Source organism: Luteibacter sp. P4_E6, from assembly GCF_056401535.1.
The window spans coordinates 1-23,749 of record NZ_JBFUJE010000021.1 but is presented as its reverse complement, the minus strand read 5'-3'; the positions used below and the strand labels follow the sequence as shown (position 1 = coordinate 23,749).

Annotated in this window: 24 protein-coding genes; 14 read left to right on the top strand and 10 right to left on the bottom strand. The window is 64.0% G+C overall.

The window, feature by feature from the left end; all coding sequences use genetic code 11:
* On the bottom strand, window positions 1-577 hold a 577-nt coding region (locus AC1DT2_RS03095), incomplete at its 3' end, for an SAM-dependent methyltransferase (protein WP_477294208.1).
* 152 nt (window positions 578-729) lie between these two features.
* Between AC1DT2_RS03095 and AC1DT2_RS03090 the strand changes: the two genes are divergently transcribed.
* Window positions 730-1,278, top strand: a complete 549-nt coding sequence (locus AC1DT2_RS03090) for a hypothetical protein (protein ID WP_477294206.1) — start codon at window positions 730-732, stop codon at window positions 1,276-1,278.
* On the opposite strand, the gene AC1DT2_RS03085 is transcribed toward AC1DT2_RS03090, so the two are convergent.
* On the bottom strand, window positions 1,275-2,327 hold the full coding sequence (locus AC1DT2_RS03085) for an alpha/beta fold hydrolase (RefSeq protein WP_477294204.1): 1,053 nt from the start codon (window positions 2,325-2,327) through the stop codon (window positions 1,275-1,277). The two genes, AC1DT2_RS03090 and AC1DT2_RS03085, sit on opposite strands and share 4 nt — an antisense overlap.
* Before the next feature lie 145 nt (window positions 2,328-2,472).
* Between AC1DT2_RS03085 and AC1DT2_RS03080 the strand changes: the two genes are divergently transcribed.
* Window positions 2,473-2,829, top strand: a complete 357-nt coding sequence (locus AC1DT2_RS03080; protein ID WP_477294202.1) for a ribonuclease E inhibitor RraB — start codon at window positions 2,473-2,475, stop codon at window positions 2,827-2,829.
* 67 nt (window positions 2,830-2,896) lie between these two features.
* A complete protein-coding gene (locus tag AC1DT2_RS03075) occupies window positions 2,897-4,837 on the top strand; it encodes a hybrid sensor histidine kinase/response regulator (protein ID WP_477294200.1) in 1,941 nt (646 codons plus the stop codon).
* A 4-nt stretch (window positions 4,838-4,841) separates the two neighbouring features.
* Here AC1DT2_RS03075 and AC1DT2_RS03070 read toward each other — a convergent pair whose 3' ends face one another.
* Complete coding sequence (locus tag AC1DT2_RS03070; protein ID WP_477294198.1) at window positions 4,842-5,474, bottom strand: TMEM175 family protein; 633 nt, start codon at window positions 5,472-5,474, stop codon at window positions 4,842-4,844.
* A gap of 87 nt (window positions 5,475-5,561) precedes the next feature.
* On the opposite strand from AC1DT2_RS03070, the gene AC1DT2_RS03065 reads away from it, so the two are divergent.
* Complete coding sequence (locus tag AC1DT2_RS03065; protein WP_046967632.1) at window positions 5,562-6,098, top strand: YaeQ family protein; 537 nt, start codon at window positions 5,562-5,564, stop codon at window positions 6,096-6,098.
* Between the two features lie 4 nt (window positions 6,099-6,102).
* Here the strand turns inward: AC1DT2_RS03065 and AC1DT2_RS03060 are convergent, their stop codons facing one another.
* On the bottom strand, window positions 6,103-7,221 hold the full coding sequence (locus AC1DT2_RS03060; protein WP_477294195.1) for an NADH:flavin oxidoreductase: 1,119 nt from the start codon (window positions 7,219-7,221) through the stop codon (window positions 6,103-6,105).
* A gap of 189 nt (window positions 7,222-7,410) precedes the next feature.
* Between AC1DT2_RS03060 and AC1DT2_RS03055 the strand changes: the two genes are divergently transcribed.
* The 8 genes from AC1DT2_RS03055 to AC1DT2_RS03020 are packed head-to-tail and all read left to right on the top strand — an operon-like array spanning window position 7,411 to window position 14,272.
* A complete protein-coding gene (locus AC1DT2_RS03055; RefSeq protein ID WP_477294193.1) occupies window positions 7,411-8,184 on the top strand; it encodes an alpha/beta hydrolase in 774 nt (257 codons plus the stop codon).
* A gap of 26 nt (window positions 8,185-8,210) precedes the next feature.
* Complete coding sequence (gene mdcA, locus AC1DT2_RS03050) at window positions 8,211-9,857, top strand: malonate decarboxylase subunit alpha (protein WP_477294191.1); 1,647 nt, start codon at window positions 8,211-8,213, stop codon at window positions 9,855-9,857.
* A gap of 10 nt (window positions 9,858-9,867) precedes the next feature.
* Entirely contained in the window at window positions 9,868-10,185 is a 318-nt protein-coding gene (mdcC, locus tag AC1DT2_RS03045) for a malonate decarboxylase acyl carrier protein (RefSeq protein WP_477294189.1), read from the top strand.
* Window positions 10,182-11,081, top strand: coding sequence for a biotin-independent malonate decarboxylase subunit beta (locus AC1DT2_RS03040; protein ID WP_477294188.1), 900 nt, complete (start codon window positions 10,182-10,184; stop codon window positions 11,079-11,081). Before mdcC ends, AC1DT2_RS03040 begins: the two co-directional genes overlap by 4 nt.
* Complete coding sequence (gene mdcE / locus AC1DT2_RS03035) at window positions 11,068-11,802, top strand: biotin-independent malonate decarboxylase subunit gamma (protein WP_477294186.1); 735 nt, start codon at window positions 11,068-11,070, stop codon at window positions 11,800-11,802. Before AC1DT2_RS03040 ends, mdcE begins: the two co-directional genes overlap by 14 nt.
* Window positions 11,687-12,448: a malonate decarboxylase holo-[acyl-carrier-protein] synthase gene (mdcG, locus tag AC1DT2_RS03030; RefSeq protein WP_477294184.1), complete on the top strand. Its 762-nt coding sequence runs from the start codon at window positions 11,687-11,689 to the stop codon at window positions 12,446-12,448. Before mdcE ends, mdcG begins: the two co-directional genes overlap by 116 nt.
* Window positions 12,445-13,329, top strand: coding sequence for a triphosphoribosyl-dephospho-CoA synthase MdcB (mdcB, locus tag AC1DT2_RS03025; protein ID WP_477294182.1), 885 nt, complete (start codon window positions 12,445-12,447; stop codon window positions 13,327-13,329). The genes mdcG and mdcB overlap by 4 nt, the downstream gene beginning before the upstream one ends.
* Window positions 13,330-13,339: 10 nt before the next feature.
* Window positions 13,340-14,272: an acyltransferase domain-containing protein gene (locus tag AC1DT2_RS03020; protein WP_477294180.1), complete on the top strand. Its 933-nt coding sequence runs from the start codon at window positions 13,340-13,342 to the stop codon at window positions 14,270-14,272.
* Here AC1DT2_RS03020 and AC1DT2_RS03015 read toward each other — a convergent pair.
* The 5 genes from AC1DT2_RS03015 to rlmF form a co-directional block, all read right to left on the bottom strand.
* Window positions 14,256-15,656, bottom strand: coding sequence for a heavy metal sensor histidine kinase (locus AC1DT2_RS03015; RefSeq protein WP_477294178.1), 1,401 nt, complete (start codon window positions 15,654-15,656; stop codon window positions 14,256-14,258). The two genes, AC1DT2_RS03020 and AC1DT2_RS03015, sit on opposite strands and share 17 nt — an antisense overlap.
* Window positions 15,656-16,336: a heavy metal response regulator transcription factor gene (locus AC1DT2_RS03010; RefSeq protein WP_477294176.1), complete on the bottom strand. Its 681-nt coding sequence runs from the start codon at window positions 16,334-16,336 to the stop codon at window positions 15,656-15,658. Before AC1DT2_RS03010 ends, AC1DT2_RS03015 begins: the two co-directional genes overlap by 1 nt.
* Window positions 16,337-16,548: 212 nt before the next feature.
* A complete protein-coding gene (locus AC1DT2_RS03005) occupies window positions 16,549-17,244 on the bottom strand; it encodes a dienelactone hydrolase family protein (protein ID WP_213947358.1) in 696 nt (231 codons plus the stop codon).
* Between the two features lie 247 nt (window positions 17,245-17,491).
* Window positions 17,492-19,759: a catalase/peroxidase HPI gene (gene katG, locus AC1DT2_RS03000; protein ID WP_477294174.1), complete on the bottom strand. Its 2,268-nt coding sequence runs from the start codon at window positions 19,757-19,759 to the stop codon at window positions 17,492-17,494.
* A 192-nt stretch (window positions 19,760-19,951) separates the two neighbouring features.
* Complete coding sequence (gene rlmF / locus AC1DT2_RS02995; RefSeq protein ID WP_477294172.1) at window positions 19,952-20,935, bottom strand: 23S rRNA (adenine(1618)-N(6))-methyltransferase RlmF; 984 nt, start codon at window positions 20,933-20,935, stop codon at window positions 19,952-19,954.
* Window positions 20,936-21,029: 94 nt separating this feature from the next.
* On the opposite strand from rlmF, the gene AC1DT2_RS02990 reads away from it, so the two are divergent.
* Together AC1DT2_RS02990 and AC1DT2_RS02985 are read left to right on the top strand one after the other, a co-directional pair.
* Window positions 21,030-21,551: a hypothetical protein gene (locus tag AC1DT2_RS02990; protein WP_477294170.1), complete on the top strand. Its 522-nt coding sequence runs from the start codon at window positions 21,030-21,032 to the stop codon at window positions 21,549-21,551.
* Between the two features lie 204 nt (window positions 21,552-21,755).
* The gene (locus tag AC1DT2_RS02985) at window positions 21,756-22,055 is read left to right on the top strand and encodes a hypothetical protein (RefSeq protein ID WP_477294168.1); all 300 of its coding nucleotides are present in this window, start codon (window positions 21,756-21,758) and stop codon (window positions 22,053-22,055) included.
* On the opposite strand, the gene AC1DT2_RS02980 is transcribed toward AC1DT2_RS02985, so the two are convergent.
* Window positions 22,048-23,749, bottom strand: a 1,702-nt coding sequence (locus tag AC1DT2_RS02980) for a TonB-dependent receptor family protein (RefSeq protein ID WP_477294166.1), incomplete at its 5' end; no start/stop codon positions are given. The two genes, AC1DT2_RS02985 and AC1DT2_RS02980, sit on opposite strands and share 8 nt — an antisense overlap.

Here is a 23,749-nt window from a genome sequence, read left to right as displayed (position 1 = left end):
CCTGTGACACATCGCCATGGGTGAGTTGCAGGCGCCCTTCGCTGGATGCGGCATCGGGATCCGGTGACCAGGGATTCAGCGTACGCAACCAGAGCACATCCTCGTTTTTTTCGAACGAAAGAATGCGTGCCACACCGCTTTCCAGGCAGCACGCCGCAAAGTAGCCCAGGCCCCCACAGGTATCGAGCACCACCTTGCCGCGTGGTTCGACGAGCGCGACCTTGCGGCGTGCGTCCTCGATGGGGGATTCCTTCGAGGTAGGCAGCATCTTGATGCCATCGATCTCGAACGTTGGTGCGCCCCATGACGTCGGCACCAGCTTGATCAACGAACCCGAGAAGCGCGACACCGGCGAGAACTCATCGCCATCCCAGAAGTAGATCGTGCGGTCCTTGAGCTTGCCCGGATAAGGGTAAGCGTGGCCCTGCCTTTCCCAGGCTTCCGCCCGAAGGCCGACGCGTTCTTCGCTGCGCCCCAGATCCATCGATCCCGTCCAGTCGAGCGCCCCCGCACCGCGCGCGTCCCATAGCGCCTGGGCTAGCGGGAGCGTCAGCAGCGGGCCGGAATAATGGGACAAGAGAACTCCTGACACCGCGGCAGGCGGCGAAAAAAACGGGGGTGGGGGTCGCCATTCTAAGGTTCTGGCCGGCTATGCGTACAAGTACGGATGGAACGGGGTCCGCACACGGTGCCTAATGGATGTCGACGTTGACGCGAGGATGACCGGGCATGCGCGCCGCAATGCTCATCTTGGTGGCTGTTTCCCTGCCGGTGGCGGCATCCGCCGCCGCGCCACCCGGCGCTGCACATGCCGTTGCTTCCGTGCATGCCAGCGTGCCGGCCACCTTGACCCTGGGTATTCCGGCGCTCACCCGTGGCGTCGCGCCGGTCGCCGACGAACTCATTCCACCGATTCCGTACACCGCGCAAACCGTGGCCTTCGTAAAGACCTTCGTCGTCACGGCAACGTACGACGATAAACCGTACCGCGTCATGGTTGTCGTGGTGGACTCGCAAGGCCTCGTCTATTCGACCTCGCAACAGGGCAGTCGGGCCGTAGAAGACGCCGAGAGCCGCGACGAACTAAAGGTCAGGGTGACGAGCCTCTCGCCTGTCGTGTTCGACGTGGCCGTTCGCAAGGCGGACGCCAACGTCACCGCCACGCGTGACCGCGTCGCGGTGGGCGATCTGGAGCAGGGCCACTCCGCGTTCGCACTTCGCGATAACAAGCTGGCTGTGTCCGTGGAGAGGCTCGAGGACGAAGTCGACCTGCGTTAGACCTTGTCGACGTCGATGATCGCTTTGGCGAACGCCTGCGGTGCCTCTTGCGGCAGGTTGTGCCCGATGCCGCCGGTGATCAGTCGGTGCTCGTATTTGCCGGTGAACTTCTTCGCATAATTGGCCGGATCCGGATGCGGTGCACCATTGGCGTCGCCTTCCATCGTGATCGTCGGTATGCCGATGGACGGGAACGTGGCGAGCTTCGCTTCCAGCGCGTCGAACTGCGGCTCACCCTCCGCAAGGCCAAGGCGCCAGCGATAGTTGTGGATCGATACCGCAACATGGTCGGGGTTGGTGAAGGCAGGTGCCGAGCGTTCGAATGTCGCGTCGTCGAAGTGCCACTGAGGTGACGCCTGTTCCCAGATCAGGCGGACGAAATCCCGCGTGTGCTGGGCATAGCCGTCGCGCCCCCGCTCGGTGGCGAAATAGAACTGATACCACCACTGCAGTTCCGCTTTCGGCGGCAGCGGCTTCTTGTTCGCCTCCTGGCTGCCGATGAGGTAGCCGCTCACGGAGACCATCGCCTTGCAGCGCTCGGGCCAGAGCGCGGCCATGATATTGACCGTGCGGGCGCCCCAGTCGAAGCCGCCGAGGGTGGCTTTCTTGATCTTGAGGGCATCCATCAAGGCAAGGATGTCGGCGGCGATCGCAGCCTGCTGGCCGTTGCGCGGGGTATCTGCCGAAAGGAACGTCGTGCTGCCATAACCACGGAGGAAGGGAACGATCACCCGGTATCCCGCTGCCGCGAGGATCGGGGCGACATCCACGAAGCTATAGATGTCGTAGGGCCAGCCATGGACGAGAATGACCACCGGCCCCCTGGCCGGGCCGTCTTCGGCGTAACCGATATCGAGGACGCCGGCCTTGACCTGCTTGAGGCTGTGGAACGATGTCGCTCCGGCGGGGGGTGTCGTTCCGGTGGCCGGCGCTGGAACCGTGCCGGCTTTCGAGCTGGCGATGGCATTCATCCCGAACGGGGCGAACGCCATGCCCAGGGCCGTGGCACCGACAAAATGCCGCCGTTTCCGATCGAGTTCATCCGACATCGCTGGCCCTCCTGAAAACACTGGAAAAACTTACGATAACGTCGCCACGCGCCGGGTGATTGCATCCAACACTTCGACAGGTACAGCCGGATACAAAAAGTCGTCTTCGCAGTATCCTGCGTCGCTTCTTACAGGAAACGCCGCCGTGATCGAGAAAAAACAGCTTGAGTTGATGTTCGAACAGATCGCCGACAACACCGACTGGGACCTGTCCGCACCGCTGATCTGGGGTTTCTTCTTCACCGACGCCTCGGCTGAAAAACTTCGTGCCGTCGTGCCCGCCCTCGAACAGGATGGCTACCGCTTCGTCGACGTCTTCCTGGCCGACAAGGACGAGCCAGCCGCTGCGGACCTGTGGATGCTCCACGTCGAGAAAATCGAAGTGCACACGCCGGACAGCCTCGACCAGCGCAACGACGCCTTGTACCGGTTTGCCGCCGAACACGCACTGGGTGCGTACGACGGTATGGATGTCGCTCCGGTCGATGCCGAGGAAGACTGACCGGCGATCACCCATCATGTGAAGGCGCCTTCACGGGGCGCCAGACGAGAGGCAGTACCTTCGCACCATGCATACCCCCACCTCTTCCGTGACCATGGACGATTCCGCTTACCGCCGTCTGGTCGAAGGCATCTCTGACTACGCGATCTTCTGGCTTCAGCCCGGCGGCACCGTGGCCACGTGGAATGCTGGCGCCTTCCATGCGACCGGATACACCGCCGATGACATGGTCGGCGCACCGTTCTCCTTGCTCTTCTCCGGCGACGACAGCGCGGCGGGGGTGGCCGACACCTTGCTGAAGGTGGCACTCAGCGAAGGACGTAGCGAACTCGACGGTTGGCTGGTTCGCAAGGACGGCTCGCGGTTCTGGGCGCAGATCCTGGTTGACCCGGTGCGCGATGACGACCGGCCGCTCGGCTTCGGCGTGGTGATGCGCGACCGCACGGAACGCAAGCGCGTCGAGGAAGAACTGCGGAGGAGCCAGGAGCAGTTTCGTATGCTGGTTCAGGGCGTGGCCGACTACGCCATCTACATGCTGGATCCGGGCGGACACGTGACGAGCTGGAATTCCGGCGCCGAGCGCATCAAGGGATACAYGCCCGACGAGGTCATAGGACGTCACTATTCGGCCTTCTTCACCCGCGAAGATGTTGCCCGCGGTGAACCGATGACGAACCTGGCCGCCGTGGTACGCGAGGGGCGCATCGAAACCGAGGGCTGGCGACAGCGCAAGGACGGCAGCCGCTTCTGGGCGCACGTGGTCATCGACCGTATTACGGACGACGCCGGCGAGCTGATCGGATTTGCGAAGGTCACGCGCGACGTTACCGAACGGCGTGCGGCCGCCCTTGCACTGGAAGAAGCCCGCGAAGCGTTGTTCCAGTCGCAGAAGCTCGAGGCAGTCGGCCAGCTCACAGGGGGTGTCGCGCACGATTTCAACAACCTGCTGATGGCGGTGCAGGGCAATCTGGAATTGATGCGTGACCACGCCGAACTGCCCGAGCGGCTCAATCGCCTCGTGGGCAACGCATTGACCGGTGTGCGACGTGGCGTGACCCTGACGCAGCGCATGCTCGCCTTTGCGCGCCGGCAGCAGCTGCACGTCGAACCGGTCAACGTGGTCACGCTGATATCGGGCATGTCGGATCTCCTTCGAACCTCGCTGGGTCCGTCGATCGCGATCGAAGTCCGCTTTCCGCTGTCACTGCCCGAGGTGATGGGCGACATCAACCAGCTGGAGCTCTGCGTCCTCAACCTCTGCGTCAACGCGCGTGACGCGATGTCGGAGGGCGGCGTGATCACCATTCGTGCCGTGACTGACGAGGTTATCCACTCGCAAACCCTTGCTATTCCGTCCGGCAGGTATGTGAAGCTCTCGATCGCCGACACCGGCAGCGGCATGGATGCCGCGACGCTTGCGCGGGCGACGGAGCCTTTTTTTACGACCAAGGGCGTTGGCAAAGGCACCGGCCTGGGCCTGTCCATGGTTCACGGGATCGCCCAGCAATTGGGTGGTGCGTTGCAACTGGAGAGCAGCGAGAGCACCGGCACGACCGTCACGATCTATCTGCCGGTCGCGCCGTCGGTGCCTGGCGCTCTCCAGGAAGTCGCCCCCGTCGTTCCCCAGCGCGCGATCCGGCACATTGCGGAAGAACAGGGGCCGTTGCCTGTGATTCTGGTCGTCGACGACGACCCGCTCGTGTTGTCCACGGCCGTCGAGATGCTCAACTACGCGGGATACGATGCGCGTGGAGCTTCCTCGGGCCATGAAGCACTTCGACGGCTGGAAACGCTCGACGAACTCGTTGCCGTGGTGACGGATCACGCGATGCCCGGCATGACCGGATCCGAATTGGCTGCCGAGCTTGCTAACCGCCGCCCGGGCCTGCGCGTGGTGCTGGCGAGCGGTTATGCCGAGCTGCCGGCGGTTTCCGCCGGCATCGCCGTGCAGCTGCAGAAGCCGTTTGGTCGCGACGCCTTGCTTGCCGCCATTCGCGGCACGGGGTGACGCCTCAGGGCTGATCCTGGGGCAGCACGATCGCGGGCGCCTTCTTCATGCGTGCCAAGAGCATGACGAAGAACGGCGTCACCATGAGCGGCAGATTGCTCAAGCCGGGCCACCAGATGGCGATGACGATCGCCAGGGCCGCCATGCACGGCATGCCCAGGCTGCGGCGGATCGCGACAGCGACATCGTCCGTGGTGACATCGTCGTACAGATACGGCGGCCGGAGCGTGCGTTTGACCAAGCGGTACTGGCACAGGCCCGCTACCAGCAGGGTGAAGGCGTAGAACATCTGGGGTACGCGGTCGGTGAAGTGGGTGCTCATCAACGCCGTCGGGAACGGGATGAAGGCAACCAGCATGAGCAAGGTCAGGTTTGGCCAGACGATGGCCGGATCGTAGTGGCGGAGTCGGCCGAAGGTGCGGTGATGCGCCGCCCAGAGGGCCCCGACGACGTAGAAGGTCAGGACGAAGCCGACAAAGTGGGGAATGAGGTTGGCCAGTGCCTGCACCCAGGCCTCGTCCGTGCTCACGGCCGGCTCCGGCACCTTGATGTCGATGACCAGCAAGGTCATGGCGATGGCGAAAACGGCGTCCGAGAAGAACGTGAGCCGTTCGACCTGTTGATCCTGATGCGACATGCGACCCCCCCCCTTTGGAACCCCTGGCCCGATCATCCCGCGGGCGGTCGCCGAGGGGAAGGGGACGGAGTCCTGTAGAATCGCCCCATGGCACTCAAATCCACGGTCTTCAAGGCCGATCTGCAGGTCAGCGACATGGACCGGCACTATTACCAGGCGCACCCCCTCACCATCGCCCAGCACCCGTCGGAAACCGACGAGCGGATGATGGTCCGGGTGCTGGCTTTCGCCCTGAATGCGGATGACTCACTGGCCTTCGGCAAGGGCATCAGCTCCGAGGACGAGCCGGATCTGTGGCGCAAGGAACTCACTGGCGAGGTGGACCTGTGGATCGAGGTCGGCCAGCCCGATGAACAGCGCATCCGCCGTGCAGCGGGCCGCGCCAACCGCGTCATCGTCTACACATATAGCGGACGCAGCGCCGAAGTTTGGTGGAAGAAGACCTCGGCCGCCGTGGCTCGCACGAAGAACGTTTCGGTGATCGACATCGCGCCGGCCACGGTCGAAGCGCTCGCTGCCCTCACACAGCGAACGATGCAGATCCAGTTCATGGTCCAGGACGGCCAGGCCCAGATCATCAGCGGCGACACGGTACTGCCCGTCGAGCTGACGACGCTGGCCTGACGCGTCAGAGCAGCTCGGACATCGCGGCCGGGCTGAAGGGTTTCATGCCGGCGGCGTCGCCGGTACGAACCTTCGATACCCAGTCCGGATCGTTGAGCAGCGCACGACCGACAGCGACCAGATCGAATTCGTTGCGCTCCAGGCGCGCCACCAGCTGGTCGAGCCCGACCGGTGACGAGCTCTCGCCGGCGAATGCCTTGAGGAAGTCGCCGGAAAGGCCAACGGATCCCACCGCGATCGTCGCGGCGCCGGTCAGCTTCTTTGCCCAACCCGCGAAGTTGAGACCCTCGGGGCCATCGACGTCGGCAAACTCGGGCTCCCAGAACCGCCGCTGCGAGCAATGGAGCACGTCCACGCCGGCAGCGACCAGCGGCGAAAGCCAGGCCTGCATTTCGGCAGGCGTGTGTGCCAGCCGCGCGTGATAGTCCTGCTGCTTCCACTGGCTGACTCGCAGTAGCAACGGCATGTCCGGGCCGATCGCGGCGCGAACCGCTGCCACGACCTCGCTGGCGAAACGTGAACGCTCGGCGAGCGTGGCGCCGCCGTACCGGTCGGTGCGCGCATTCGAACCACTCCAGAAGAATTGGTCGATGAGGTAACCGTGGGCGCCGTGCAGCTCGACCACGTCGAAGCCAAGCGCTTTCGCATGCGCAGCGGCGTTGGCAAACGCCGTGACCGTGTCGGCGATATCTTCGTCGGTCATGGCCTTGCCGTTCGCATCGCCGGGACCGTTCAGGCCGGAGGGACTTTCCGTTGGCGAACCAGGCGCCCAGCCATACCTGCCACGCGTGGCGCCGGTATGCCAGATCTGCGGGCCCATCTTCCCACCGGCCGCATGGACCCCGTCGATGACGCTACGCCAGCCATCGAGCGCTGCATCCCCGTAGAACGAAGGGATGTTCTGTTCATTACGTGAAGCAGGGCGATCGACGACCGTACCCTCGGAAATGATCAGGCCCACGTCGGCTTCCGCGCGTCGGCGGTAGTAGGCCGCGTTGGCTTCGCCGGGCACGCCCTTCGCTGTAAAGAGCCGGGTCATGGGGGCCATGACGATACGGTTCTTGAGCTGGACGCCCTTGATGGTGAACGGCTGGAACAGCGGATCGACGGAAGCTTCGGACATGCTGGCTCACAGGGAGAGGCGATGAGGACAGCGTACTCGGGCGTATGGTGAATTTGAAGCCAATGCCCGTCGCTTGGACGCTCCGACGGAATGCTTACGAGTTTGTCATCCGGGGGCCAGTCTTCGGTAACCCCCGCGGGCGCAGCATGATTCCACGGTCGAATCGCACCGCATTCCGAGAGCACGACGATGATGAACAAGACGACGAAGGGTTTTCTTCTCTCTGCCGGCCTTCTGCTGGGCGCCGCGATCATGAGCGACCCCGCGGCCGCCGCCACGCCAGTGAAGAACATCGTGCTGGTCCATGGCGCGTGGGTAAACGGCAGTGGTTGGAAGCCCGTCTACGAGATCCTCGCCAAAGACGGTTACCACGTCTCCATCGCCGAGCACCCCCTTACCTCGTTCAACGACGACGTGACCGCCGTAAAGCGCATCGTCGACTTGCAGGAAGGCCCGACCATCCTCGTCGGCCATAGCTACGGTGGCGCGATCGTGACCGACGTCGGCAACGATCCCAAGGTCGTTGGGCTGGTTTACATCGCTGCGCACGCGCTGGACCAGGGCGAGACCGAAGTCGCCAACGGCAAGCTTTACCCGAACAAGACCAAGGCGGTGAAGAAGACGGCCGACGGGTTCACCTATCTCGATCCGGCGTTCTATCCCGCCGACTTCGCCGCCGACCTGCCCAAGCCCCAGGCGGAATTCGAGGCCCAGGCGCAGGAGCTCACGGCGGCCGAAGTGTTCACGGTGCCCGCCGGCCAGCCGGCCTGGAAGACCAAGCCCACCTGGTATGCGGTGGCCACGGCCGATCGCATCATCAATCCGGACCTGGAGCGGATGTACGCCAAGCGCGCACACGCCCACACTATCGAGGTCCAGGGTGCGAGCCACTCCGTGTACGAATCGCACCCGAAGGAAGTCGCCGCGTTGATCGAGGACGCAGCACGTAACGCCATTCCGTAAGCGATCGAACGTCTCCGGAGAGAACCATGACGGTCTGGGATAGCGCAAGAATCGCACGAGCATCGAGGCTGCAGGCCGGTGCCAGATATGCCAAGGGCAAGCACGTTGCAAGGAAGGACGCGACAGCTCTGCTGGAAGCAGTCATCCAGCCGGGTGACCGCGTCTGCATCGAAGGCGACAACCAGAAGCAGGCCGATCTGCTGGCGGCGGCACTTGCCGCCGCGGACAGCGGCAAGCTGCACGACCTGCATATGGTCCAGTCAGGTGTCGTGCTGCCGGAACACCTGGATATCTTCGAACGTGGGATTGCCAGACGGCTGGACTACGCGTTCTCGGGTCCACAGTCGCAGCGCATCGCCAGGCTGCTGTTCGGCGGCAAGATCGAGCTGGGCGCGGTGCATACCTACCTCGAGCTGTTCGCCCGCTACTTTATCGACCTGACACCGCAGGTGGCGTTGATCGCTGCGGTGAGCGCGGATCGCGAAGGCAACCTGTATACCGGGCCGAATACCGAAGATACGCCGGCCATTGTCGAGGCGGCCGCGTTCAAGGACGGCATTGTCATCGCCCAGGTGAACGAGGTGGTCGATAAACTGCCTCGCATCGATATTCCCAGTGACTGGGTGAACTACGTCATCGAAAGCGACAAGCCGTTCTACGTCGAACCGCTCTTCACGCGGGATCCTGCCGCCATTACGGAGACGCAGATCCTTACCGCCATGCTGGCGATCAAGGGCATCTATGCGCCGTACGGCGTACAACGCCTGAATCACGGCATCGGGTTCAACACGGCAGCCATCGAACTCTTGCTGCCGACCTATGGCGAGCGCCTTGGTCTCAAGGGCAAGGTGGCAAGCCATTGGGCGCTCAATCCCCATCCCACGTTGATTCCTGCCATCGAATCGGGCTGGGTCAAGCAGATCCACAGCTTTGGCTCCGAAGTGGGTATGGACGACTACATTCGTGCCCGTTCGGACGTCTATTTCACGGGCCCCGATGGATCGCTGCGGTCCAATCGCGCGTTCTCACAGGTGGCCGGCCTCTATGCCTGCGACATGTTCATCGGCTCGACCCTGCAGATCGACCTCCAGGGAAATTCGTCCACCGTGACGACCGACCGGGTGGCCGGCTTCGGCGGCGCCCCGAACATGGGCAGCGATGCCCGCGGACGTCGTCACCCGAGTGAGCCCTGGCTGCGCGCCGGCAAGGAAGCCGATCCGGACAGCCCGGCCCTGATGCGCCGCGGTCGCAAGCTGGTCGTGCAGATCGGCGAGACCTTCGGCGACAAGAACGTTCCCCTGTTCGTGGAGCATCTCGACGCCATCGAACTCGCCCGCAAGCTCGACCTGGATCTCGCGCCGGTGATGGTCTACGGCGACGACGTGACCCACATCGTGACCGAGGAGGGCATCGCCAACCTGCTGCTCTGCCGCGACAACGACGAGCGCGAGCAAGCCATTCGTGGCGTCGCCGGGTACACGGCCATCGGTCGGGGCAGGGACGCGAAGATGGTGCAACGTCTACGCGAGCGCGGTGTCATTCGTCGCCCTGAAGACCTTGGCATCGATCCACTGGATGCCGATCGCCGGATGCTGGCCGCCAGCTCCATCAAAGATCTCGTGCGCTGGTCCGGTGGCCTGTACGCGCCGCCGTCCCGGTTCAGAAACTGGTAAGGAGAAAGTCGTGGAAAAGCTTACGTATCGGCACGTTACCGCGCTTCGTGCGAAAGGCACACGTGATCAGGCAATCGTTGGCGTCGTGGCATCCGGGAACCTGGAAGTCCTGGTCGAGCGCAGCCTCCCCGATGGCGAATGCGAGGTAGACATTCGCACTCCCGTCGAGGGCTTCGGCGATGTCTGGAGCGCCGTGGTCGTGGATTTCGTCGGCCGCAGTTCGCCGGGTGGCCTGAAGCTCTCGATCAACGATGGCGGCGCACGTCCCGACRTGGTTGCCTTGCGCCTCGCCCAGGCCGTGCGTGCCATCGAGGGAGAGCGCTCATGAGCAGCCCCAGCTGGTTCGAGGCGAGTGCCCGCCAGCGCGTCAAGGAGATGCTCGACCAGGACAGCTTCGTCGAATTCATCGGCCCGGAGCAGCGCGAGACGAGTCCGCACCTGTCGCTGTTCGACCTGCCCGAGCAGTTCGACGACGGCATGATCGTCGGGCGCGGTCTGCTCGATGGGAAGCCGGTGTTTATCGCCGCACAGGAAGGTCGCTTCATGGGGGGCGCGTTCGGTGAGGTACATGGTGCCAAGTTGACGGGGCTGCTTCGCGCAGCTCGCGACATCGGCTCCATCCCTGTCGTGATCCTGTTCGATACCGGCGGAGTGCGACTCCAGGAAGCCAATGCCGGTGAGCTGGCTATCGCCGAGATCATGCGCGCCGTGGTGGAAGCGCGTCTTGCCGGCGTGCCGGTGGTCGGCCTGGTCGGTGGGCGTGCTGGCTGCTACGGCGGCGGTGGTCTCACCGCGGGCAGCTGCTCCGCGCTCGCCGTCTCCGAGCAGGGGCGTATCAGCGTGTCGGGACCCGAGGTCATCGAGACCAACCGTGGCGTCGAGGAATTCGACTCGAAGGACCGCGCGCTGGTCTGGCGCACCATGGGTGGTAAGCAGCGTTACCTGATCGGTGGCGCCGACGTCTTCGCCGACGACACCGTGGCCAGCTTTCGCGACGCGGCACGCTATGTCATCGAACATGCCGCTGCGCTGGACCTGGACACACTGCAGGCCGAGCAAGTGCGTCTCGAGCAGCGCATCGAGCGCTTCGGCGCCTGTGCGGATGCGATCGACATCTGGCGGTCCATGGGCGCAACGGATCCGCAATCCCTTCCGGGAATGGCTTTCGAAGACTTTGTGGCCCTTGCCGACGGGCTGAAGGAGACACGTCATGTTGCTCGCTGAGATCCTCGCCTCGCTGTTTCCCGGCGGGCATGAGGTGATTGTCCAAGGCGGTCTTGCCTCCGGCCGGGGGACGCTACCCTCGGGTAGCCAACTGGCCGTGATCGGCGTGGACGGGCGCTTGCCGGTCGGCATCGACGAAGCGGCACGACTCGCGCGTCACGTGCTGGACGTGACCACGAGCGGGAGCAACGATCCGATCCTGGTTCTCGTCGACAGCGACAGCCAGCGCATGAGCAAGCGCGACGAGATGCTCGGCCTCAGCGAGTACCTGGCGCACCTGGCGAAGTGTCTCATCCACGCGGATGCGCACGGCCATCCGACGATCGGTTTGCTCTACGGTCACACCGCGGCGGGCGCCTTCATTGCAACAGCCCTGGCAACCCGCGTGCTGCTGGCGCTGCCGGGTGCCGAACCGGCCGTCATGGACCTGCCTTCGATGTCGCGCGTGACCAAGCTGCCGATCGAGGTCCTGCAGGAGAAGGCGAAATCGACACCGGTCTTCGCACCGGGGCTGGATAACCTCGCGCAGACCGGCGGCGTGGCAGCGGTGCTGGATCCGACGCGCTCGCTGGCCGACCAACTCGAAGCGGTACTGACCGCGGTCGATGGCGCTGCAATGCAGGTGGATACCCGTGACCAGCTCGGTAAGCAGCGGCAAGGACGTCCCAAGGCGGCCGATATTGCGGAGCGCGTTCGTGAACTCGCCCTCGCATCCGTTTGATACGCCGCTGAGGCGGCATCAACTCGTCACGGTGGTTCCCGCTGCCTGGGACCGCGTGTTGAGCGTGCGTGCCGATCTCGCCGGCGAGCCCCTCCTGCGGGAATGGGCTCGGAACGCTTGGCCACTCGTCGTACGGCGGCCGCTTCCGGGAGAAGGCGACGGGATCCCCTTGGGATTGCCCTTGCCCCCGTGGGCGGGCAAGCGCCGTATCGCGCTGCAGATCAACAGCGACGATATCGAAGCACTCATGCCGCTGCCCGCCTTGCCCGATGTGTTCGACACGGCGCCGGAGGCCTGGAAGCCCTGTCTGCGCGAACTGATCGCGCTTGCCCTTCGTTACGACGTGGACGCCCGCGTGTTCGGCAGCCTCGCGTGGCAATGGCTGACCGGTTTGAACTACGTTGCGCCGGGGTCCGACGTGGACCTCGCATGGACGGTGCCTCGCCGACATCGCATCGGCGGTTTCCTTGACGAACTCGCCGCGCTCGATGCGCGCGCTCCCGTGCGCATCGACGGCGAAGTACTGCGCGCGGATGGCGCGGGTGCCAATTGGCGAGAGCTACATGCCGGTGGCGAGATCGCCTTGAAGACAGCGAGCGACGTCGTGCTTGTCACGCAACATGCTTTCCTCGGAGCCTTCGCATGAGCACCCAGCCCAATCTGTCCATGGTTCCTGCGACGACAAGCCTCTCCGCCGCCTCATTCGCCACGCGGGTCGCCGAGCAAGCCCGACGAGCGCTTTGTCAGGAGGTTCACACCTGGCCCAAGCCCGGGCTCGTCAGCCACGTGGACACGGGCAGTCATTCGGACATGGACGCCGCGACGTTCAATCGCAGCGCAGCGGCAATCGCACCCTTTCTCGCCGAACTCGTCGAAGCGGGTATCCGGAATGACAACATGCCGGCGCTGCGGAAAATCGGCCTCCGTGCGGAAGTAGCGATGCTTCATGCCACCGGCGGCGTCAACACGCACCGCGGCGCCATCTTCGGCATGGGCTTGCTGTGTGCGGCCGCGGGACTGCGTGCGGCCGGCCATGTGGCGGCTGGGCTATCGCTGGGTGACAGCGTTGCGTTGCGTTGGGGTAACGACATCCTGGGCGGTCCGCGCCTGTCGTCCAGCCACGGCGAAGTGGCCGGGCGCCGCTATGGGGCCGGCGGCGCAAGGCGGGAAGCGGCGATGGGCTTTCCGACCGTCTACGATATCGCCATGCCCGCATGGGTCGCGGCAAACATCCTGGCGCAGGGCGACGACGAGGCGGCGAGGGTGCAGGTCTGTTTCGTCCTGATTGCCGCGCTCGAAGATACGAACCTGCTGCATCGCGGTGGCAGCGAAGGGCTGCGGTTCGCCCGTGAGCAAGCGGCATCCTTTCTCGATCGRGGCGGGATTGGCCAGGACGACTGGCGTGCCCGTGCCGAGGAGATTCATCACGCTTTCGTCGACCGGAACCTCAGCCCCGGCGGTGCCGCGGACCTGCTCGCGATGACCCTCTTCGCGGCGGACCTCGACGGGGCAGGGCTATGCGACTAAGAGAGGTTCTATGCGTATAGCCCTACTTTGCTCGGGACAGGGCGGTCAGCATGCCGGGATGTTCGAGCTGACGAAAGACGCAGCCGAAGCGTCGGATATCTTCGCGATGGGCGCGACCTTGTTTGGAGAAGACCCTCGTCGCTGGGTGAAGACGGCCAGCGAGGAAGCTTTTCGCGAGAACCGTCACGCGCAGCGGCTATGCGCGATCCAGGCGTTGACGGTCGCGGCAGCGTTAGCGCGTGACCTTCCTCCGGAACGTTGCATCGCCGGTTATAGCGTTGGCGAAGTGGCGGCGCGGGGTGTAGCTGGCCTGTTGACGTCCAACGAAGTCCTCGAGCTCATCGACGCCCGCGCCGACGCCATGGACCGGGCGCGTGAGGGCGAGCAGGGCATGCTGTTCGTGCGTGGGCTGGACCGGTCGGTCGTCGACGCCTTGGTCGACCAACGCGAGGCTGCCCTTGCCATCGTCAATCCGGGCGACGCCTATGTGCTGGCGGGCCTTGCGTCGGCGCTCGACGCTATCGCGGCAGACGCGCGGCAGAAGGGCGCGTCGCGCGTGGTGCCGGTGAGGGTTGGCATCGCCTCCCATACCCGCTTCATGACGGAAGCCAGCGCAAGCTTTCGGCAGCGACTGGCCAGCGTCGCCGTGGGCCGCGCGGTGTCCTACGGCACGCGCCTGTTCAGCGGCATCGACGGGGCACCGGTGCTCGAGGTCTCGCAAGGGCTGGACAAGCTGGCACGGCAAATCTCGCAGCCGGTGYAATGGAAGGCTTGCCTGGATGCATGCGTCGAAGCGGGCGCCGACGTGTTCCTGGAACTCGGTCCAGGCAGGGCGCTCGCCGACATGGTCTCCGCCACGTACCCCGGTGTTGCCGCGCGCAGTGTCGACGAATTCAGGTCGCTCGATGGCGTGCGTGCATGGCTGGCTAGTCGGGGATCGTGACCCGGGGAAAGCGCAGCGTGAACCGGGTGAGGCCTTCGAGTTCACTCGTTGCCAGCACATCGCCGCCATGCAGATCCATGATGCTCTTGACGATCGACAGCCCCAGGCCGGTAGACATGTTGGAGTCGGTGCGCGACCGATCCACGCGGTAGAAGCGGTCGAAAACCTTTTCGAGATGATCGGGCGCGATGCCCGGCCCCGGATTCTCCACCGATACGCTCACGCCGGTCTCGGTCGTCGTCGCGATCAGCGAAAGTGTCGCACCGGACGGCGTGTAACGAAGGGCGTTCGATAGCAGGTTGCTCACAGCGCGACGGAAGAGGTCACGGTCGGCGTAGACGGTGGCGTGCGCATCGATCCGAACCACGACGCCGGCGTCCGAGGCGATGCCTTCGTAATAGTCGGCAAGCAGATGCAGTTCTTCGTTGGTGTCGATAACGAGACGCTGCAAGGCGAACTGGGGATTCTCGGCACGTGCGATGAACAGCATGCTCTCGATGCGCTGGCTTACCCGGTCGCACTCCTCGATATTCGAACCGAGAAGCGATTGATACTCGGCCACGCTGCGCGGACGGCTCAGCGCGACTTCGTTGCTGCCACGGAGGATGGCGACCGGTGTGCGCAGGTCATGCGCCAGGTCCACCGTGAACTGCCAGAGGCGGTCGAAGCCTTCCTCCAGGCGCGTGAGCATTTCATTGAGCGCGTGTGCCAGCGCATGTAGCTCCGCCGGGGTGTTCTCCGCGGAAAGCCGCGTACTCAGGCGGTGGGCGGTGACCGATGAGGCGCTCGCTGTCATGGCGCGTAGCGGACGCAGGGCGCGGTGGATCAGCAGGTAACTGAGTACGGTGGCTGCCAGTGTGCCCAGCAAGAGGGCTATCACGGTGTCCCACCGGTAACGCAGGAGCAGGACGGACCGGTCCGCCATGGAACGGGCCACCGTCACCGTAACCATGCTCCCGTCCTTCAGCGCCGCCAGGGTGGATACGCCACGAATTTCCCCGTCGCCGTCGTTCCAGGAGCGGATATCGGTCACTGTAAGGCGCTGGTCGGCCGGCGCGACGGCCTGTGCCTGCACCGTGAAGTGGGAGAGGTCGTGGTCGACGAGAACCTTACCGTCCTTGTCCGTGATGCGCAGCGCGTTCTCGGTATCGCCGAGCACGCTCCAGGTCAGCCGTGCCTGGTGCGCGACGAGATCGTCGGTCGAATCGAGCTCGCCGATGAACCGGCGCAGGTGCCGCGCGGACAGGACGAGGTTGATCTCATCCTGCTGGTAGATGCGCCGGTACACCGCGTTCATCAGCAGCACGCCCACCACGGTGAAACAGACCACCGTGATGACCACGAAGGTGCCGGTGAGGCGGGCTTTCAGTGACAGGCGAAGCATCAGCCGTCCTCCGCTTCCACGTCGAGCACGTAACCCATGCCGCGAACCGTATGGATCAACTTCACGTCATGGCCGTCGTCGACCTTTGCGCGCAGCCGGCGAATGGCGACTTCGACGACATTGGTGTCACTGTCGAAATTCATGTCCCATACGTAGGACGCGATCTGCGTGCGACTGAGCACTTCGCCGCGGCGACGACCCAGCAGCTGCAACAGCGAGAATTCTCGCGGGGTGAGATCGACGCGCTGCCCACCACGACGGACACGCCGACGCACGGCATCGATCTCCAGGTCACCGATATGCATGTGATCGATGTCGCGTGGTGGTCCGCGGCGGAGCAGGGTGCGTATGCGCGCCAACAGCTCGACAAACGCGAACGGCTTGACCAGGTAGTCGTCGCCGCCGAGTTCAAGGCCTTTTACCCGCTCCTCGATCTCGTCGATGGCCGTCAGGAACAGGACAGGGGTATCTTTCTTGACCCGAAGGTTCTTGAGGACCGCCCAACCGTCCATGCCCGGCAGCATCACGTCGAGCACGACCAGTGCATAGTCCTCCTCGAGGGCCAGGTGCAGACCGTCGACACCGTTGGACGCAATGTCCACGGTAAAGCCTGATTCTTCGAGGCCCTTCTTCAGGTACTCGCCGGCTTTCTTTTCATCTTCGATCACAAGCAGACGCATGACGGTTCCCGCGTTGTATGAGCTGAATCATACGGAGTGCGGCGGGGAACCGCGATTACAGTATCGTCAGGTTCGCGCAAGGCAGGGCCGGCCGACGATGGCCCTGAATGTCTGGACTGATCCGTACCCGGTAGGAGCCGATTTATCGGCGATTTTGTCGGCGATCTGGGGTTCGCCGATGAATCGGCTCCTACACGGGAGCGGGGGTTGCCTCAGGCGAGCTTTTCTTTCAGGAAGGCCCAGGTGCGATCGTTGGCCAGCTTGGCGGCGGCCGCGTCATAGTGAGCGCCACCATGGCGCGAGAACGCGTGGTTGCAGCCGGGGTAGCTGTAGATGGTGACGTTGGGTTTGCCGGCGAGTGCCTTCTTGATATCCGCCTGCGCGGTTTTCGAGATGTACTCGTCTTCCTCGGCGAGATGCATGATGAAGGGCGCGGTGATCGAACCCGCCTCGTTGAGATAGCTTTCCGTGTCGCCGCCGTGAAAGGCGACAGCAGCGTCGACCTTGCTTCGTGCGGCGGTCAGGAAGGTCATCAGGCCACCGAGGCAGTAACCCATCACGGCAACCTTGCCGGTCGCGCCCTTGAGTTTGCCGGCGGCCGCGATGGTGGCGATCACGTCGGCTACGCCTTCGTCGCGGTTGTAGGCCATGTACAGCGCCAGTCCGGCTTTCCAGTCAGCCTCGGACGTGACACTCAGATCGACGCCCGGCTGCTGACGCCAGAACAGGTCCGGTGCCACGGCAAGGAAGCCCTGTGCGGCGAGGGCGTCGCAAGTCTGGCGAACGTCCTCGTTGACGCCGAAGACTTCGTGAAGCACGACCACCGACGGCGCCTTTTCTGCCTCGGGATAGGAAACGTACGCTCCGAAGTCGCCTGCGTCCGACGTGATCGTGATGTATTCGTGCATGCGGGTATTCCTCTGATGATTCGCCACGTACCATCCGTCGGGGTTGACAGGATGGCTTGTCGAAAGCGAGCAGCATTTGTTCCTGCCGACGGTGGAAAGGTTGCCAGGGCGTCAAACAGACCATGTGGGAGCCGCTTTCAGCGGCGATAGCCAGGTCGCGGTAACACCATCGCCGGCATAGCTGGCTCCCACAAAAAAGCCCGCCCGGGTACGAGACCGGGGCGGGCGCTTCTGCCTTACGGTGTCGTTACTTCTTCAGATCGTAACGATCCAGATTCATCACCTTCGTCCAGGCCGCGACGAAGTCCTTGACGAACTTCTCGTTGGCATCCGAGCTACCGTACACCTCGGCGTGGGCACGCAGCACGGCATGCGAACCGAAGACCAGGTCGACACTCGTGGCTGTCCACTTGTGGGTGCCCTTGCCGCGCTCGCTACCTTCGAACGTGTCGCGCGAGGTCTGCTTCCACTCCGTGCGCATGTCGAGCAGGTTGCGGAAGAAGTCGTTCGTCAGCTTGCCGGGACGATCGGTGAAGACACCATGCGAGGCGCCTTCGACGTTCGCGCCGATCACACGAAGGCCGCCGATGAGCACGGTCATCTCCGATGCGGTAAGGGTCAACAGCTGCGCCTTGTCGATCAGCAACGCCGTAGCGGGCACGCTGTACTTGCCCTTGAGGAAGTTGCGGAAGCCATCGGCGACCGGCTCGAGCGAGCTGAACGACTCGACATCCGTCTGTTCCTGCGAGGCGTCGGTACGGCCGGGGGCAAAAGGAACCGCGACCGCTTGCCCGCCATCTTTCGCCGCCTGCTCGACGGCGGCGCTACCGGCCAGCACGATCAGGTCGGCAAGGGAGATCTTCTTGCCGCCCGTGCTGAACTCGGAGCGGATGCTTTCCAGCTTCGCCAGTACCTTCGACAACTGCGCGGGCTGATTGACCTTCCAATCCTTCTGCGGTGCCAGGCGGATGCGTGCACCGTTGGCGCCACCGCGTTTGTCCGACCCGCGGAAGGTGGATGCCGAAGCCCATGCCGTGGAGACGAGCTCTGAAATGGTAAGGCCTGACGCGAGGATCTTCGCCTTGAGCGAGGCAACGTCGCTGTCGGTGACCAGCGCATGGTCCACGGCGGGGATGGGATCCTGCCAGAGGAGCTCTTCCTGCGGTACTTCCGGGCCGAGATAGCGTGCACGCGGTCCCATGTCACGGTGGGTCAGCTTGTACCAGGCACGTGCGAAGGCGTCGGCAAACTGGTCCGGATGCTCGAGGAAGCGCCGTGAAATCTTCTCATAGGCGGGATCGAGGCGGAGCGCCAGATCCGTCGTGAGCATGGTGGGGCGGTGTCGCTTCGAGGCATCGTAGGCGTCGGGAATGGTTTCCTCGGCGTCCTTGGCGACCCACTGGTTCGCACCCGCCGGGCTCTTGGTCAGTTCCCATTCGTGACCGAACAGGTTCTCGAAGAACTGGTTGCTCCACTTCGTCGGGGTCTGGGTCCAGGTGACTTCCAGGCCGCTGGTGATCGTGTCGGCACCCTTGCCGCTGCCATACGTGTTCTTCCAGCCAAAGCCCTGGTCTTCGAGACCACCGGTCTCCGGCTCATTCAACACGTGTTTGGCATCGCCCGCGCCATGCGTCTTGCCGAAGGTGTGGCCGCCGGCGATCAGGGCCACCGTCTCTTCGTCGTTCATGGCCATGCGGCCGAACGTCTCGCGGATGTCGATGGCCGATGCGATGGGATCGGGATTGCCTTCGGGACCTTCCGGATTGACGTAGATCAGGCCCATCTGCACCGCGGCCAGCGGGTTCTCGAGGAGGCGCCCGTCTTCGGTGCGATCCTCTTCGATACCGTGCAGCTCGGCCTCGGCCGTGATCACGCCTTCCTCGTGCGCGCCGGCGTCGTGCTCGTTGCCCTGGGTCTTGCCTTTGCCGTAGCGGTGGTCGCCGCCAAGCCACTCCGTTTCCGTACCCCAGTAGACGTCCTGGTCCGGTTCCCAGGTGTCTTCGCGGCCGCCGGCGAAGCCGAACGTCTTGAAGCCCATGCTTTCCAGGGCGACATTGCCGGTGAGGATGATGAGATCGGCCCAGGAGATGCTGCGGCCGTATTTCTGCTTGACCGGCCAGATCAGGCGACGTGCCTTATCCAGGCTGACGTTATCGGGCCAGCTGTTCAACGGGGCGAAACGCTGCTGACCGCGGCCACCGCCGCCACGGCCATCGCCGATGCGATAGGTGCCGGCGCTATGCCAGGCCATCCGAATGAAGAGTCCGCCATAGTGGCCGAAGTCGGCAGGCCACCAATCCTGCGAGTCGGTCATGACGGCCAGGAGATCTTTCTTCACTGCCGCCAGGTCGAGTTTCTTGAATGCCTCGGCGTAGTTGAAGTCAGGGTCCATCGGGTTGGATCGGGAAGAGTGCTGGTTGAGCAGATCCACGCGTAGCTGTTTGGGCCACCAATCCTTGTTCGTCGTACCGCCGCCGGCGGTGTGATTGAACGGGCACTTCGCTTCGTTCGTCATTCGCGCTTCTCCTGGGGTGGGCCGGCGCGAAGGGTCGCAATCCGGCATTGCCTATGAACGCATAGAGCCGACTATACGGGCAGGCCAGAGATTGCAGAAATTGATTGAAGTTATCGTGACAAGAGGCTGAGCCTATCGAAACCGGCGATAAGTTACGGATTTGAAAAGGTAATCGGTGGCCGGCTGACGTACTCAGTAACCGGCGGTCCGTTTTTTCTCACGCTCGAGGTTCCAGGCACGGTGCGAGGCTTCATCCTGGAAGGTCCAGGCGACGAAGCGGCTCTGCTTGTTGCCCTGGGCCATGTTGACCGTGCGCACGTCGAGCGCCTTCGCGTGGGTGAGCGCGCGGTAGATCTCATTGAGGTGTTCGCTCCGCGCGACCAGCGTGGTGAACCAGAGCACCGTGCGCGAGTAACTTGTGCTTTCGGTGATCATCGTGCGGATGAAACGTTCCTCACCGCCCTGGCACCACAGCTCGCGACCCTGGCCACCGAAGTTGAGGTTGGTGGTTCGCGGGGGCGCGTTCTTGTCCAGGTTGCGTGTCTTGCGGATGTTGCCTGCCGCGGCTTCGCGGGCGGAGGCATGGAACGGCGGGTTGCACATGCTGACGTCGAAGCGATCTTCGGGGCGTAATAACTGCTCGAAGACGTGGATCGGGTTCTCCTGGCGGCGCAGGAAGATCCCGTCTCCGAGGCCCGGGTTACCATCGACGATGCCTTTGGCGGCACGCAGCGCGTGTGTGTCCACTTCGGAGGCGGTAAACCGCCAACCATATTCGCGGTTGCCGATGAGCGGGTAGATCAGGTTCGCACCCGTGCCGATGTCCAGCGCGCGAACGCCGGCCCCGGTGGGAATCTGACCCCCGTTGGAACTGGCCAGCAGATCCGCCACGCCGTGCACGTAGTCGGCGCGGCCCGGGATGGGTGGCACCAGATAGTCCGGTGGGATGTCCCAATGAGCGATGCCGTACTGGGACTTCAACAGCGCCCGGTTCAGCGCCCGAACGGCGTGCGGATCCGAGAAATCGATGCTGTCCTCACCGTGGCCGTTGTCGCCGACATAGGCCGCGAGCAAGGGCAACTGCCGCGAGAGCTCGGCAAAGTCATAGCGCCCGGTGTGGCGATTGCGTGGGTGCAGGGACGTCACCGCAGGGGCGGCGGACTTGGGTTTCTTCATCGCGAGGGGCCAGTTGGACGTTGGGGCAGCCCTATTGTCGCAGATGCGCCGCCATGTTCCGTGGCAACATGGTTTTCTTTGCAAGGCCGACCCCATGGATGCCAAAACGGCGTGRCCCGACCGCGTGACCATCGACGGGACGGTCTTCAAGGCGCGTGTGGATGCCAGGGACGGCCTGGTGAGCCTCCCCTGCGCCTCGGAGCCCCAGGTGTCCGTTGGCGACGTGATCACCCAGACGGTGGGCCGCCGCGAGAATTCGCTCGAGGTGCTCGAGGTCGATTTCCAGCTGAACGGCTCGCTCGGCATTGGCACCGTCCACCGCCACCTGTTGGTGCTGACCGTCGAGCCCACGACCTCGCAGGCGCATACGCAGCAGCCAGGTGCGGCTGCTACGGCGCCCACCGCAAAGGTCGTTCCACGCAGAGCAGCGCCGGCCCCGGTTGCCCAGGCGGCGCCTGTGAGCACGTTGAAGCTTGCCGAGTTGGTCGAACGGGTATCGCGAGGGAGTGACAGCGAGGCTAAGGCGATGCTCGTCGCGTTACTGGACAACCCATCGGTATCGGCCATCGTGGGTCCGGTGGACGCATTGGGGATGCGCGCGAAGCTGCGCTCCTAAGGCAGCGCTGCTTCGGTGGGTAAGCCAGTTCACCCCGACCGCCGTCCAGATGGGATACGGCGGTGTACCGAGTCGCCGTCGACGCCTTCCGGCATCTCGCCGAGGGCCTTCTGCAAGCGCGGTAACTATGGCTCTTGGTAGATAGCGACGGTAACCGGTGCGGGCTTAAAGTCGGACGTCCCCGCCACGCCACGGAGACTCCGCATGGTTACGTATTCGGTCCGCTGCACGGACCAGAGCGCGCACGATTGCTTCAAGACCGTCGAGGTGGATATCGGCATTCCCGACCTGACGCCCGATCAACTGGCCAGCATCTTCGATGGTGGTCGCGCCGCCGTGGCGTCGCATCAGCTGGAGAGGGCTGATGAAACCTATCGACGCCAGGGTGAGGGCCCTGGCGTCGACAAGACGCACTACGTGAAAGTCGAACTTGACTCCACGACGTGCGCGGCCTGCCTCAAGGACCGAAGTACCGAAATCCCTGAGTTCGTTCCTGTTAAATAGCCACGCGGAACTGCACGTACGTCGTCCGCGGCGCGCCGACCATGCGTCCGGCGTTGCCGTCGACATTGCGCGTATAGAAACGCTTGTCGGCCAGGTTGTTCACGCCGGCATCGATGCTGCTGCCTTTCCATGCCGGAATCTGCCAGCTCACCTGCGCATTCCACAGGCGGAAGCCCGGGATACGACCGACGCGCGCATCCGGCGTCTCCTGGACGGTGTTGGCCGTATCGGCGAACTGACCGCTCTGGTGAGTGCTGGACAGGTTGAAGGTCCATAGACCTACCTGGTACTTCGCGCCCGCGGTGTCGGTGCGACGGGAGTAAAACGGTACATCGAGGCCTGCGGTGGTGCCCGATTCCTGGATCGCCTTCGTATAGGTGAAGTTCGCGTACAGGTCGAGGCCGTGCAGTGCCGACTGCTCCGCGAACTGATAGTCGATCGCCGACTCCAGGCCCTTGTGGTTGGTCGCGCCGATGTTCTGGAAGGTCGGCGGCTGGACGCCCGGCACCTGCAGGATCTGGTTGTCGAAGCGCATCTTGAACACGGTCAGTTCCGCGTGCAGCTGCGGTCCCTGCCAGCGCGCACCCAGTTCGGCGGTGCGCGCGAGTTCCGGCTTCAACGGGTTGGTCGCGGACTGCGAATTGAGCTGGATGTTCTGCACCGGACCGAATGAAGTGCCGTAGTCGGTGAACAGCGTCAGGTCGCGCGTAAGCAGGTACGAGATGTTGAGCGACGGCAACGGCTTGTTGTTCAAGCTGCTGTACTGCTGGCCCAGCGTCGTGTCGACACGGTCGGAATCGATGTGCTCGAAGCGGACGCCCGGCGTGATGCGCCACTTGCCGATGGCGATACGGTCGTCGATATAGGCCGCGTTGGCATCCGTGGAATTATCGAAGCGGGTGGGTGCAGTGAGCTTGCCGGTGGCCGTGCTGAGGTTGTAGCTGCCGTCGTCGCCGCGCTCGCGAAGGTAACGGTAGCCCACCGTCACGTCGTTGGTCGTCGGCCCCAGATCGAAGCGCTGGGTGTAGCGCGGTTCGATGCCGAACACTTTGTAGTTGCGGGGCTGGACGGCCAGCTGGGTGCCCGTCGTGTTGATAAGGGTGCTGCTGCGATAGCTCTCGTTATCGTACACGCGCACCTCGACTTCGCTGTCGTCGGACAACGTGTTGATGTAGCCAACGTCCGCGGCCTTACGGTGGCCCGTCCAGAAGTCGGTGGGGCGTGTGTTCTGGAACGGGTCGGCGTCGTACTGGGCGACGGTCAGGCCGCCGGGTGTGCGCGACTTCACGTCGTAGTAGGAGAGCTTGCCGTACACCTCGGCGGTCGGGCTCACCGGATAACGGAACTTCAGGGCAACGTCGTTGACCTTCTCATCGCTGCCGCGACGCCAGTCCGTGCCCGTCATGCCGGAGTAGAGCAGGGCGAGTCCCAGCCCGTTATTCATCGTGGCACCGAGGAAGGTGCTGTACTGCTGGTTGCTGCCGCCACCCTTGCCGTAGGCGTTTTCGCGAACGGTGACGTCACCGCTGAGGTCGGGGGTGGTCGGGATGGCGCGCGTATTGAAGTTGATGATGCCGCCGACGTTCTGCGGCCCATAACGTACGGCGCCGCCACCGCGAACGACATCGATGGATTCGATGTTGTTCAAGCTGACCGGTGCCACGGACAGCTGCGGCTGGCCGTAGGGCGCGAAC

Bases quoted from the DNA above. Each gene is read 5' to 3' on its own strand.
- katG (WP_477294174.1), bottom strand. From the start codon at position 19,759: ATGACGAACGAAGCGAAGTGCCCGTTCAATCACACCGCCGGCGGCGGT.
- AC1DT2_RS03005 (WP_213947358.1), bottom strand. From the start codon at position 17,244: ATGCACGAATACATCACGATCACGTCGGACGCAGGCGACTTCGGAGCG.
- mdcA (WP_477294191.1), top strand. From the start codon at position 8,211: ATGACGGTCTGGGATAGCGCAAGAATCGCACGAGCATCGAGGCTGCAG.
- AC1DT2_RS03070 (WP_477294198.1), bottom strand. From the start codon at position 5,474: ATGTCGCATCAGGATCAACAGGTCGAACGGCTCACGTTCTTCTCGGAC.
- rlmF (WP_477294172.1), bottom strand. From the start codon at position 20,935: ATGAAGAAACCCAAGTCCGCCGCCCCTGCGGTGACGTCCCTGCACCCA.
- AC1DT2_RS03065 (WP_046967632.1), top strand. From the start codon at position 5,562: ATGGCACTCAAATCCACGGTCTTCAAGGCCGATCTGCAGGTCAGCGAC.
- AC1DT2_RS03060 (WP_477294195.1), bottom strand. From the start codon at position 7,221: ATGTCCGAAGCTTCCGTCGATCCGCTGTTCCAGCCGTTCACCATCAAG.
- AC1DT2_RS03010 (WP_477294176.1), bottom strand. From the start codon at position 16,336: ATGCGTCTGCTTGTGATCGAAGATGAAAAGAAAGCCGGCGAGTACCTG.
- AC1DT2_RS02985 (WP_477294168.1), top strand. From the start codon at position 21,756: ATGGTTACGTATTCGGTCCGCTGCACGGACCAGAGCGCGCACGATTGC.
- AC1DT2_RS03015 (WP_477294178.1), bottom strand. From the start codon at position 15,656: ATGCTTCGCCTGTCACTGAAAGCCCGCCTCACCGGCACCTTCGTGGTC.
- mdcG (WP_477294184.1), top strand. From the start codon at position 11,687: ATGGCGCTGCAATGCAGGTGGATACCCGTGACCAGCTCGGTAAGCAGC.
- AC1DT2_RS03090 (WP_477294206.1), top strand. From the start codon at position 730: ATGCGCGCCGCAATGCTCATCTTGGTGGCTGTTTCCCTGCCGGTGGCG.
- AC1DT2_RS03040 (WP_477294188.1), top strand. From the start codon at position 10,182: ATGAGCAGCCCCAGCTGGTTCGAGGCGAGTGCCCGCCAGCGCGTCAAG.
- mdcE (WP_477294186.1), top strand. From the start codon at position 11,068: ATGTTGCTCGCTGAGATCCTCGCCTCGCTGTTTCCCGGCGGGCATGAG.
- AC1DT2_RS03055 (WP_477294193.1), top strand. From the start codon at position 7,411: ATGATGAACAAGACGACGAAGGGTTTTCTTCTCTCTGCCGGCCTTCTG.
- AC1DT2_RS03085 (WP_477294204.1), bottom strand. From the start codon at position 2,327: ATGTCGGATGAACTCGATCGGAAACGGCGGCATTTTGTCGGTGCCACG.